General features: G+C 46.8%; 10 protein-coding genes. All 10 read left to right on the top strand.

What is annotated here, in order from left to right; genetic code table 11:
• Nucleotides 1-94 precede the first annotated feature (94 nt).
• Nucleotides 95-1,444: a hypothetical protein gene (locus tag GMA8713_RS04700; protein WP_232314353.1), complete on the top strand. Its 1,350-nt coding sequence runs from the start codon at nt 95-97 to the stop codon at nt 1,442-1,444.
• A 1-nt stretch (nt 1,445) separates the two neighbouring features.
• On the top strand, nt 1,446-1,880 hold the full coding sequence (locus GMA8713_RS04695) for a type 2 periplasmic-binding domain-containing protein (RefSeq protein ID WP_084387650.1): 435 nt from the start codon (nt 1,446-1,448) through the stop codon (nt 1,878-1,880).
• Nucleotides 1,864-3,492 (top strand): sensor domain-containing diguanylate cyclase, encoded by a 1,629-nt coding sequence (locus GMA8713_RS04690; protein WP_062706260.1) that lies wholly within the window; start codon nt 1,864-1,866, stop codon nt 3,490-3,492. The genes GMA8713_RS04695 and GMA8713_RS04690 overlap by 17 nt, the downstream gene beginning before the upstream one ends.
• A gap of 81 nt (nt 3,493-3,573) precedes the next feature.
• The gene (locus GMA8713_RS04685; protein ID WP_062706257.1) at nt 3,574-4,023 is read left to right on the top strand and encodes an NUDIX domain-containing protein; all 450 of its coding nucleotides are present in this window, start codon (nt 3,574-3,576) and stop codon (nt 4,021-4,023) included.
• 78 nt (nt 4,024-4,101) lie between these two features.
• The gene (locus GMA8713_RS04680) at nt 4,102-4,821 is read left to right on the top strand and encodes a DUF3581 family protein (protein ID WP_062706254.1); all 720 of its coding nucleotides are present in this window, start codon (nt 4,102-4,104) and stop codon (nt 4,819-4,821) included.
• Between the two features lie 135 nt (nt 4,822-4,956).
• Entirely contained in the window at nt 4,957-5,781 is an 825-nt protein-coding gene (locus tag GMA8713_RS04675) for an HDOD domain-containing protein (protein WP_062706251.1), read from the top strand.
• Between the two features lie 222 nt (nt 5,782-6,003).
• Nucleotides 6,004-6,777, top strand: a complete 774-nt coding sequence (locus tag GMA8713_RS04670; RefSeq protein WP_062706249.1) for a (Fe-S)-binding protein — start codon at nt 6,004-6,006, stop codon at nt 6,775-6,777.
• Nucleotides 6,774-8,204 (top strand): LutB/LldF family L-lactate oxidation iron-sulfur protein, encoded by a 1,431-nt coding sequence (locus tag GMA8713_RS04665; protein WP_062706246.1) that lies wholly within the window; start codon nt 6,774-6,776, stop codon nt 8,202-8,204. Before GMA8713_RS04670 ends, GMA8713_RS04665 begins: the two co-directional genes overlap by 4 nt.
• Entirely contained in the window at nt 8,201-8,881 is a 681-nt protein-coding gene (locus tag GMA8713_RS04660) for a LutC/YkgG family protein (protein WP_062706243.1), read from the top strand. The genes GMA8713_RS04665 and GMA8713_RS04660 overlap by 4 nt, the downstream gene beginning before the upstream one ends.
• Nucleotides 8,878-11,709, top strand: coding sequence for an FAD-binding and (Fe-S)-binding domain-containing protein (locus GMA8713_RS04655; protein ID WP_062706240.1), 2,832 nt, complete (start codon nt 8,878-8,880; stop codon nt 11,707-11,709). Before GMA8713_RS04660 ends, GMA8713_RS04655 begins: the two co-directional genes overlap by 4 nt.
• Nucleotides 11,710-11,734 lie beyond the last annotated feature (25 nt).

The following is an 11,734-nucleotide window of genomic DNA, read 5'->3' as shown; positions in this document are numbered from 1 at the left end:
TTGGTTCCTGCGCACTTCTTCTGTATTGGATTTATGTGCTTTAAACCTTTATATCACTGTTGGTATTGGCAAAACAGCAGAGTGGGACTAGACCATGGTCGAAATCCTACATAAAACAACATTTAACAAGAGAAATCCGAAATATGTCTTATATTTAATAAGTGTCCCAAGCATGATTCGGAATAACTCATTGCGACCGCTCAAACTCATATTATTCGCTGCCTCAGTAGCTACATTAGCTTCAGTTAATGCTGTGGCTAGTGAACACTTGCAGCTGAGTGGGTTTGGTAACCTATCCGCTATTCATTCCGGTACAGATGACTTTGGCTATGTTTATGATCTAACTAAGGACCCTATTTATGGCGAATTGAGCCTGGATGCAGGCTCCTCCATTGGGCTGCAACTCAACGCCAGATTCTCCTATGACTGGGATTTTGTCGTTCAGGGCGTTATCAAAGACCGCATCCAAAACAATTTAGACAAGAGTATTACCTGGGCCTTTCTCCGTTACAAAGTCTCTCCAGCAGTTAGTGTACGCGTTGGTCGTATCGCCACCCCCATCTACATGTTGTCAGAGTATCGCGATGTGGGCTTCGCATACCTTTGGACCAAACCTGTTACCGATTTCTATGCCAATATTCCTGTCACTAGTCTTAATGGCGGCGATATCGCATATACCACACCTCTCAGTGACGGGATCATAGAAGCAAGAGTTTTTGGTGGCCAATCCGAGGTCTCTATCAACACGATATTTAGCTCTTATGAAGTGACACTGTCACCCATGATAGGCACAAAACTCAGCTTTTATTCTGACCGATGGAATATCTCGGGTTCAGCGGCAACAGCCAAAGTTGATGAGGGAAACCCAGCGTCATCTCTAATCACTTTTGCATCTTCAAATAGCCAAATTTTGGGGTTATGGCCTTCGCTTCAGAATACATTACATGATTTTGAAGTCGAAACGACACGTTTCTATTACTACTCGCTTGGCGCTCAATATGAGACTGAAGATTGGAGCATCCAAGCTGAGCTAAGTTACACAGATGCTGATTGGCCGTTTTTCCCCGATTTGATGGCTGGTTATACAAGCCTAGGGAAAACGATTAATGATCTCACCATTTACGGTTTTGCTTCAAAAGCCAAATCTGTCGGTGATTTCTACGAACTAGAACCGCCTTCTATCACAGCTCTAACAATACCTGAGATCAGTTATGCGTATGGAATAATCAAAAGCAACCTGAATGCACGAGTCATCGATCAGGAAACACTGGGAATAGGGGCGCGCTATTACATTAATTCACAACTCTCACTAAAAGGACAAATTGAAAGATCTTGGTTGAACAACGATAGGATCGGCAGTTGGTCAGTTAATGAAAAAGCCCTGACAAAGCCTGTACCTGACTATATCGATACCATCTCTATTGGCCTGAGCTTTGTGTTTTGATATGAAAATATTGGCATTAACACTACTCACTTTAATTTGGCTAGCATGGTCGCCTTGGACCCGTGCAGAGTTAGTTGTGGTCGTTAATGCAGAAAATCCACTGAGCTCTCTGTCCTCCCGTCAATTAGTAGATCTGTATATGGGCCGTTCCAACTCCTACCCAAATGGAGAGTCAGCATATACAACAGACCTTCCAGAACAAAGCCAAGAGCGCGATTACTTCTATCGGACGTTAGTCGGTAAGTCATCAGCTCAAGTCAATGCATACTGGGCAAGGCTGCTCTTCACCGGTAAGTCAGAGCCCCCTCAAACGCTACGCTCTTCCGCAGATGTTATCGCTTTGATTAAACAAAACAAAAACGCGATTGCATATATCAGCAAAGGCGATTTGGTTCATGGTTTAAAAGTGGTATATAAATTTGAAGATTCTCAATAGACGTGTCCATATTCGAGTTGCAACGGGTGTTGCCGCAGGCGCACTCATTTTCTCGATCTTCGCGTCTATAACCTGGTTCTACATTTCTTATCACCAAGAAGTTGACCGCTCGCGTAGCCAGATTAAACAGGTTATCACCACCATCGAACAAACTGCTTCTATTGCGATGTATTTGGGTAACAAAGAACTGGCCGAGGAAGTACTACGTGGACTTGAAGCCAACGACATTATCTCCGCTGCTCGCTTAACCAGTCAGGATGGGCTATCTGCCTCTTTCTCAGGTAGCAGCGATTTGGAGCAAACTGACACCGCGATCATTTTTCCTATCCTGTCACCATTTAACGAAAATGAATTCGTTGGTGACCTTTTGGTCTACCCAAATCAAAAATTTATCGAAAACACCGCAATCTCACTGGCAAAGATCCAGGTAATCGTGCTGGTGTTCTATTCCGTTATTACCGCCTTACTAACGCTTATCATCGTTAACCGCATCCTTACTGAACCAATGAAAAAAATCGCTAATCGCTTTCACTTGATTACACCGGGTGATACCACACGAATAGATGTGCCTGTTGGCCATAAAGAAAACGAGATCGGTGCATTAGTCAGCGACATTAATGGTCTATTGGATGCGGTAAACAATCAGATTGATAATGAACGTGACCTGCGATCTGAAACCGAAAACCTCTCTAAGAAATTCCGCTTTATCTTTGAACGTGCAAGTGCAGGTATTGGCCTCATTGATTCGAGTAACCGGCTAATCGTCGCAAATCCTGCGTTACTGAGGCTGCTCGGCCAGACATTTATTGTCGACACTGACCGATTCTCCAAAACAGACTTCACAGGCTATTTTAACGATCCGGCAGAGATTAAAGAGTTTATTGACGAGTTCTGGCTCAAGCCTGGAAATCAGTTCAGTGCTGTAGATATTCAGCTCAAACACAAAGTCCGTGCTGCTGACCGTTGGGTGCACTGTCTGTTTTCGAAAGTCGAAGACATTAATAACCCAGATGATAGTCTGCTCGAGGTCGTCCTGTACGACATCACAGAGCGCGCAGAGCGTGAACAAAATATTATATATGAATCAGAGCATGACCCGATTACACAGCTCCTGAACCGACGTGCAGGCATGGCCAAACTCGAAGTCTCGCTTCAAGAAGCCGACAAAAAACAACGTAAATTTGCCGTTCTCATGATTGATCTCGATGGTTTTAAACATGTCAACGATACTTACGGGCATGATGCTGGTGACAAGGTGATTATCGAGGTCGCTAAGCGCATCAAACAATTCTTCCGTGGCTCGGATGTTGTGGCACGCTGGGGTGGTGACGAATTCTTGATTGGATTCTCTTACAACCCAAATTACGAAACCGCCGTTTCAGACATTGCGTCTGATCTGCAATTCCAGGTAGCCCTTCCTGTCGAAATAGGCCATGAGCAGACAGCGACTGTCGGCTCTAGTATTGGTATTAGTGTGTACCAAAATAACGATGAAAAGATCAGTGCGCTTATCGAGCAAGCAGATGAAGCCATGTATTACGTGAAAAACAATGGTAAAAACTTCTTCCGTTTCTACCAAGCGGAAGAAACAACAGCATCGGCAAATCGCTAGTCAAAAGTGACAACATATTGAATCCTTCCCCAGCAACTCTGTATGCTGTTGGTTCACATCGTCAGGAAGGGATACTTACCAATGCATCCAGTCAGAGTTTCTGTTCGCGCAGTCTGCTATCGGGACAACGCAATTTTACTCGCTGAACACCGCGACGAACGTGGCCTTTGGTACATTATTCCCGGTGGTGGCGTCAGACACAATGAAACGCTGGATATCGCTTTTAAGCGCGAGTTGTTAGAAGAAACCGGTGGTGAAGCGGATATGGGGGATATCCTTTTTGTCCGAGAAGTTATTGCTGATCAATTGGATACCACTTATCTTCCAAAACACCTTCATCAAATCGAACTCTTTGTGGAAGCAACCAATTTTCGACAAATCACCCAAGCGTCAGAACCAGATAAAGATCAGATTGGCATGGTTTGGATGTCATTAGATAAATTACCGGATTTGCTTTTCTTCCCCAAGACCATGGTAGAAGCGCTTCAAACAAAATCATTCGACCGAATCTATCAAGGACACATTATATAACTGGCTAGACCATTTACCCCTGGTCGCTAAGTTACAATGCCCGACAAGATTAACAGTGGACATCCACCATAAGAGATCATGAAGTTAGATAACTATTTCAGCAAGAAAGACGGCCAATTCGTTTTCACTCGCCAACAAGCCAGCCATTTCGCCAAACTCGTTGCGGGCGATTTCAACCCAATACACGACGAAGATTCAAAGCGATTCTGTGTGCCGGGTGATCTGCTGTTCTCTGTTCTTCTTGCTAAAGCAGGTATTAGTCAGAAAATGCGAGTCAGTTTTTCGGGTATGATTTCCGATAACCTCGGGCTCACCATTCGTGAAGACGAAAATGGACATTTGGATGTTATTGATTCGAATGGCAAATGCTACCTGACCATGCAGCGTGAAGGTGAGAATCTGGTGAATGAGAAACTCGCCGCCAATGTTGCACAAAACTATGTGAAATTTTCCGGCATGAACTTCCCTCACATCATGGTTCCCCTTATGGAACAAAGCGGTATGATGATTAATCCAGACCGTCCCCTTGTGATGTATGAAAGCATGGAGCTCAACTTTAAACATCTGGGCTTTTCTAACCCGACCGTCGAACTGACCAATTCTACGATGGAAGTGTCCGGCAAGCGCGGTGCCGTGATTCTTGCCTTCATATTCAAAGAGAATGGCCAAGTCATCGGTGAAGGGAAAAAGAAAATGGTATGTAGTGGTCTACGCGGATACGAAACAGCTGCTGTTGAAGCACTGGTTGATAAATTCAATATTAGGAAATCTGAATTCTTGTCAGCGCAACTCGTATAATTAGTACGACATACCATATGAAGCCAGTCTCATACTGGGTTTTTCAGTTGCTTCAATGTCTTATGATCAATATTTGGTACCACTTTTCATACATTGTTCTATATTTAATTTATCAATATTACGTTGAGGTTAAATATGGCAACTGCAGATCTACTTTCTCATATCGATAGGCTCCCAAAGATTCCCAAAGTTGTTCAAGAATTGATGGACTTGGTGAATAGTGAAGGTTCAGACATGAACCAAATTTCCGAAAAAATCGCGATGGACCAAGTAATCAGTGCCCGCGTTTTACGTCTGTCAAATTCAGCTCACTTTGGTCGTGGCCGAAGTGTTGCCTCTGTTGATGAAGCGGTAATCCGGTTGGGTCTTGGGCCGATCCGCACGCTAGTTACCGCTTCAGCGCTGATGAGTACTTTCCCTAAAATTGAAGGGTTGGATATTAATGAGTATTGGGCTGCCACCTTCGAAGTCGCAACGCTTTGCAAAACCGTGGCTAAAGAACTGAAATCAGATCAAAACGAAGCATTTACAGCAGGTATGCTTCATAACATTGGCGACCTCCTGATTTACACCGTATATCCAGACAAAGCCCAGAAGGTTGAACTTCACATAGAAGCGGGTAAAACCAAATCAGAAGCCCAACAAATTGTGCTAAGCACCGATAACGCACAACTCGGTGGTGAATTAGCGCGAAGCTGGAAATTCGCCGATACGCTTGTCGATGCCATTGCGCACCAATACGGGGCTGTTCAGGGTGACAGCTTTTCCCAACTGGCTGCTATCATTAATTTCTCTGCCAAGGTTGATGATAACTGGGATAGTCTTCCAGACGAAGAAGCCAAAATCACCTGGCTTAATCACCAACTCGAATACAGCATGCTTGGCCTTAACGAGGGCATTGTTGATTCGCTTGATGATATTCGAGGAGCAGGTCGTGAAATGGCGAGCTCTTTGCTTTAAAACCCCCTGCTCTCCCCTGCGAAAAGCGCCAAATTGGCGCTTTTCTTTTGCCTGAAACAACCAAAATCCTTGTCATTATATTGTTTTTGGAAACAATAAATTCATTCAATGCTATTTATCGAACTATCGTGTACGCATTATTCTCAAATTCCAATAATAAGAAAATCCAGTCGCTGAAAGACTGACTAGATCTCAATGAAAGCAATGTCGCGAGGACAGCACATGCAACAACCTCGGATCTACCCTGCAAAACCACGGAAGATTTACCTCTACGCTACTTGTCTGGTGGATGCTTTTGACCCGGATACTGGATTAGACGCCATTTCTCTGTTAGAGCAACAAGGCATAAACGTCGAGTTTGTTCCTAAACAAACCTGTTGCGGACAGCCTGCTTACAGCTCGGGCTATACAGAAGAAGCCAGAGCCGTCGCTGAACACCAAATGTCTCTGTTTCCAGAGAACATTCCCGTGGTCATTCTATCCGGCTCCTGTGGTGGCATGATGGTTCATCACTATCCTCGCCTGTTTAAAGATCATCCCCTTGAAGCCACAGCCAAGTCTTTTTCATCACGAGTCTTTGAGCTCACAGAGTTTCTGACCAATATCTGCCGCGCACAATTCAAAGACCAAGGTGAACAAACCACCGTCGCTATGCATACCTCTTGTGCCGCACGACGAGAAATGAACGTACACATTTACACCGCACATTTGCTGGGACAACTCGACAATGTGGAAGTGAAACATCCCCAGTATGAAGAAGAGTGCTGCGGATTCGGTGGCACTTTCTCTGTTCGTCATCCGAACATCAGTGAAGCTATGGTGGAGGACAAATCAAACAACCTGAAAAACACTGGCGGCGTTGAATTCGTCAGCGCAGATTGGGGTTGCATGCTCAATATCAATGGCGCACTGGAATACAAAGGAGAAACCTTCAAGGGTAAACATATCGCCCGTTTTTTGGCCGAGCGCACTGGAGTGGCAGGAGGTGAACAATGAGTCACAATACACCGGAAAATTTCCACCTGCAGGCGAAAGAAGCACTGGGTGACAAAGAGCTTAGACAGAATTTCCGTGGGGCGATGGACTACCTTCGTGGTAAACGGCGTGACGCCTTTCCTGATGCAGCCGAAGAGAAAGCCGTGCGCGACCGGGCAGAAGCCATTCGTCAGCGCTGTTTAAGCAAGCTGCCAGAGCTTTTGGAAAAGCTAGAAACCCAGCTCACCCGTAACGGCATTCATGTTCATTGGGCACTTAATGCAGATGAGGCCAATGCCATTTTCAGTGACATTGCGGAGAAACACCAAGCCACGCTCATGGTGAAAGGAAAATCTATGGTGAGTGAGGAGATTGGCCTCAATCACCACATGGAAAAGCAAGGTATACGCTGTTTAGAAAGCGACATGGGCGAGTACATTGTACAATTGGACGGTGATACCCCTTCGCACATCATCATGCCCGCCATTCACAAGAACAAGCAGCAAGTTTCGGACACTTTCGAACACAACCTAAACGATTTCAAGCCAACGACCGATGTCGATACCTTAATTCAAACTGGCCGCAACGCTCTTCGTGAGGCCTATCAAGAAGCAGAGGTTGGTGTTTCAGGTGTTAACTTTGCCGTGGCTGAAACGGGCACCCTTTGCTTGGTTGAGAACGAAGGCAATGGGCGTATGTGTACCACGATTCCTAGCGTCCATATTGCTATCACAGGTATCGAAAAGGTGGTTGAGTTCCTGTCTGACGTACCACCCCTTTATAGTGCCTTGACCCGTTCCGCCACTGGCCAGAACATCACAACATACTTCAATATGATCAGCAGCCCTCGCAAAGAAGGCGAGTTGGATGGCCCCGAAGAAGTCCACCTTATTTTGTTGGACAATGGCCGGACTCAGGCTTATCACGATGAGGAACTTCGCAAAACACTCCAATGTATTCGCTGTGGTGCCTGCATGAACCACTGTCCGGTTTATACCCGCATTGGCGGCCACGCCTACGGAACAGTCTATCCTGGCCCCATAGGGAAGATTATCTCTCCGCATCTGATGGGTATCGACAGCACCAAAGAACTGATTACCGCATCCAGCTTATGCGGTGCCTGTGAGGAAGTGTGTCCGGTTCGCATTCCTATCCCTTCCCTGCACCAGCGTTTACGTCAGGAATCTAAGAACAAGCCGGAAACAGGTCATAATGCTTTAATGGGGCAAAATGCGGCCAGCAATACGCTAGAGAAGGCTGCGATGAAAAGTTTCGCTTTCGCCGCCACTCACCCATCGCTCTACCACACAGGCCTCGATGCCGCGAGAAAGATGAACGGACTCATCCCGAATCATCTCGGCAACTGGACGCAGTGTCGCGTGAAGCCGAAACTCGCCAAAACCTCGCTTAAAGCCAAGCTCGCACAGCGCAACGGAGGCCAAAAATGAAAACACAGAGTCAACAAGCCCGCGCTGAGATCTTCGCCAAATTGAACGCGGCACCTCGCGCGCCGCAAAGCAATGAATTGCCAGCGTGGCAAGCTTGGACATCGGATAACAGTCAAGCCCGCGTTGAGCGTTTATTGGGGTGTATGGAAGCAAGCCACACGGAAATTATCCGTACCGAGAAAGGAAGCATTGAGACGGCATTGATAGAATGCATTCAAAGTAATGGATTCGGCAAAGTGCTGTTTTCGAAAAGTAGTCCCTTGGCGGAAGTTATCGCAAACCAATGCCCTGACACAATGGCGCTCAAATATGACCAAACCATGGAAGCGCTGAAAACCACCTTGTTTCAAGAGGTCGATGCCAGCGTTAATGTGATTAAAGCCGCTATTGCCGATACTGGCACCCTCGCGATTGTTGCCGGCGAAGACGAACCGCGAGCCCTGTCACTGGTTCCCCCTGTTCATATTGCTATCCTTCATGAATCTGACATTGTGTCTAATTTCAGCGAGTTAATGGCTTCTCCTTTTTGGAAAGAAGCGGGATGGGAAACCCAACCACCAACAAATTTGGTGTTAATTTCTGGCCCGTCAAAAACGGCAGATATTCAACAGACACTCGCCTACGGCGCACACGGACCGAAGCGCCTGATCCTGATTTTGGTTAAGGAGCAACCATGAGCCAAACATTGGCTGACTCAATCTACAAGACCCTTCATGAAGCGTTACAACTAAGGATCCCGCAACAGCGACTCATCACGGATGAAACCCGTCGTTTGGCTTATGGTACGGATGCCAGCTTCTATCGTTTAATCCCTAAAATTGTCGCGCAGGCGGATGATTTAGAGGATGTGGTATTCATCATTCAAACCTGTGGCGAACTGAACGTTCCGTTTACCTTCCGCGCAGCAGGCACCAGCCTTTCCGGTCAAGCGGTGTCTGATTCGGTGTTAATTACGCTTACAGATAACTGGCGTAACCACACCATTCTCGAAGACGGTGAGAAAATCCGGCTACAGCCAGGTGTGATCGGTGCAGATGCCAACCGCTACCTCGCCCCTTTTGACCGAAAGATCGGGCCGGATCCAGCCTCCATCAATAGCTGCAAAATCGGCGGTATTGCGGCGAATAATGCCAGCGGTATGTGTTGTGGTACCGCGCAAAATACCTATAAAACCGTCGAGTCGATGAAGATCGTTTTTCACGATGGATCCCTTCTCGATACCGCAAATAGCCAATCGGTCGACCAATTTAAACAAAGCCACCAGCATTTGATTGAAGGTATTCAGTCGCTCTGTGATGAAGTGAACGCGAATCACGAGTTGAAGTCACGTATCGCTCATAAATACCGCTTAAAAAACACCACTGGCTATGCACTCAACGCTTTGATTGACTTCACTGATCCTATCGATGTGCTAACGCACTTGATGGTGGGATCTGAAGGCACATTGGGCTTTATTGCTGAGATCACTTACCACACAGTGGTAGAGCACCCGAACAAAGCATCAACCTTGTTGGTGTTTAACGATATCGAAACCGCATCAAATGCCGTCACCGCACTTTCTAAAACGCCAGTTTCTTCGGTAGAAATGATGGATGGACGTGCATTGCGTTCCGTCGCCGACAAGCCCGGCATGCCTGACTTTCTGCCACAACTCACACTCGAACATTGCGCATTGCTGGTGGAGTCCCGCGCCGCGGATCAGGAAACACTCGACCAACAGTGCGACGCTATTCTCTCGTCCATCGCGCAATATGAGGTGCCGCATCAAGTCGCATTCACCTCAGACACTCACACCGTCGCGACGCTTTGGGGCATTCGTAAAGGTATGTTCCCTGCCGTCGGCGCTGTTCGCGAAGCGGGCACCACTGTCATTATTGAAGATGTCGCCTTCCCTGTTGAACGTTTGGCATCGGGCGTACGAGAGCTTCAGGCGTTGTTTACCCAATATGATTACCACGAAGTTATCATCTTTGGCCATGCGCTAGAAGGTAATCTCCACTTTGTCTTCACACAGGGATTCGATAGCACAGAAGAAGTTGAGCGCTACGGTCAGTTCATGGACGACGTGGCACAGCTCGTTGCGGTTAAATATGGCGGTTCTTTGAAAGCAGAGCATGGTACAGGTCGCAACATGGCACCTTATGTCGAACTGGAATGGGGAGCTGATGCCTATTCACTGATGCACTGCATCAAAACCTTGTTCGATCCCAAAGGGCTGCTTAACCCAGGTGTGATCATCAATGACGACCCGCATGCACACGTTAAGAACCTGAAACCGATGCCCAAAGCCGACGATCTCGTCGATCGTTGTATCGAATGTGGTTTCTGTGAGGCTGTGTGTCCTTCAAGGACGCTTTCGCTGTCGCCTCGCCAACGTATCGTTATTTATCGCGAGTTGAGCCGTCTCGAGCGCGAAGGCAATACAGATAGACATAAAGAGCTTCAAAAGGCGTTCGACTACTTGGGTGTGGATACCTGCGCGGCAACAGGTTTGTGTGCCGACCGCTGTCCTGTCGGTATCAACACCGGCGATCTCATCAAGAGAGTACGAACAGAAAAGTACAAACGCTTTACGCCGATAGCAACTTGGACCGCGGATCATTTCTCCGCCGTCACTGCAATGACGCGGTTCGGTTTAAGCACCAATAAGATCATGCAGAAAACAGTGGGCGAAAAAGCGCTCGGTTCGGCTATTAACGGACTACGTAAACTGACAAAAGGCAAAACACCTATCTGGTATGAAAGCTTTCCTGTTGCTAATAGTGCCCCGGTCGAGCCATCTGCCATCGCTAAAGAGAAAAAAGTCGTTTACTTCCCTTCTTGTGCCTCACGCAATATGGGCAATGAAGTCAACAGCGATGACAAACGCTCATTAACTGAGGTGACATTGTCACTTCTCGAGCGTGCGGGATATCAAGTCATTATGCCAAACGCGCTCAAATCACTTTGTTGTGGTATGCCTTATGACAGTAAAGGCATGAATTCTATCGCCAAGAACAAAAGCGAGGAGCTTCAAGCCGCGCTTTGGCATGTAAGCCAGCATGGAAAAGTACCAGTGCTGATGGACACCAGCCCTTGCACCAAACTCAGTAAGGAAACCTTTTCCCAGACCATGAATATCATGGAACCAGCAGGCTTTATCATGGAACATCTGATTGATGAGTTGGATATCAAGCCACTGGATGAAACCGTGATGCTTCATATCACCTGCAGTTCGAAACGTATGGGATTAGCAGAGACTCTGCTGAAAGCCACTAAAGCGTGTGCAAAGGAAGTGATTGTGCCTGAGCATATTGAGTGTTGTGGTTTTGCAGGCGATAAAGGCTTTTTTACCCCAGAGCTCAATGAATCTGCCCTTTCACCGCTCAAAACCCAGATTCCGGATGGTTGCACGCGTGGATTCAGCAACAGTAGAACCTGTGAGATTGGATTAACTCATCACAGTGGTATTCCATACCGCAGTATCTTGTACCTATTGGATGAGGCTTCGACGCCAAACAACTGAACACCTCGATTTTTACTCAATCACA

Source organism: Grimontia marina (assembly GCF_900060185.1).
GTDB lineage: Bacteria > Pseudomonadota > Gammaproteobacteria > Enterobacterales > Vibrionaceae > Enterovibrio > Enterovibrio marinus.
The sequence above is the reverse complement of the archived record's forward strand: the minus strand, read 5'-3'. Positions and strand labels throughout refer to the sequence as shown.

Coding starts and splice junctions, on each gene's coding strand:
- GMA8713_RS04700 (WP_232314353.1), top strand. CDS start 95: ATGGTCGAAATCCTACATAAAACAACATTTAACAAGAGAAATCCGAAA.
- GMA8713_RS04695 (WP_084387650.1), top strand. CDS start 1,446: ATGAAAATATTGGCATTAACACTACTCACTTTAATTTGGCTAGCATGG.
- GMA8713_RS04685 (WP_062706257.1), top strand. CDS start 3,574: ATGCATCCAGTCAGAGTTTCTGTTCGCGCAGTCTGCTATCGGGACAAC.
- GMA8713_RS04680 (WP_062706254.1), top strand. CDS start 4,102: ATGAAGTTAGATAACTATTTCAGCAAGAAAGACGGCCAATTCGTTTTC.
- GMA8713_RS04675 (WP_062706251.1), top strand. CDS start 4,957: ATGGCAACTGCAGATCTACTTTCTCATATCGATAGGCTCCCAAAGATT.
- GMA8713_RS04670 (WP_062706249.1), top strand. CDS start 6,004: ATGCAACAACCTCGGATCTACCCTGCAAAACCACGGAAGATTTACCTC.
- GMA8713_RS04665 (WP_062706246.1), top strand. CDS start 6,774: ATGAGTCACAATACACCGGAAAATTTCCACCTGCAGGCGAAAGAAGCA.
- GMA8713_RS04660 (WP_062706243.1), top strand. CDS start 8,201: ATGAAAACACAGAGTCAACAAGCCCGCGCTGAGATCTTCGCCAAATTG.
- GMA8713_RS04655 (WP_062706240.1), top strand. CDS start 8,878: ATGAGCCAAACATTGGCTGACTCAATCTACAAGACCCTTCATGAAGCG.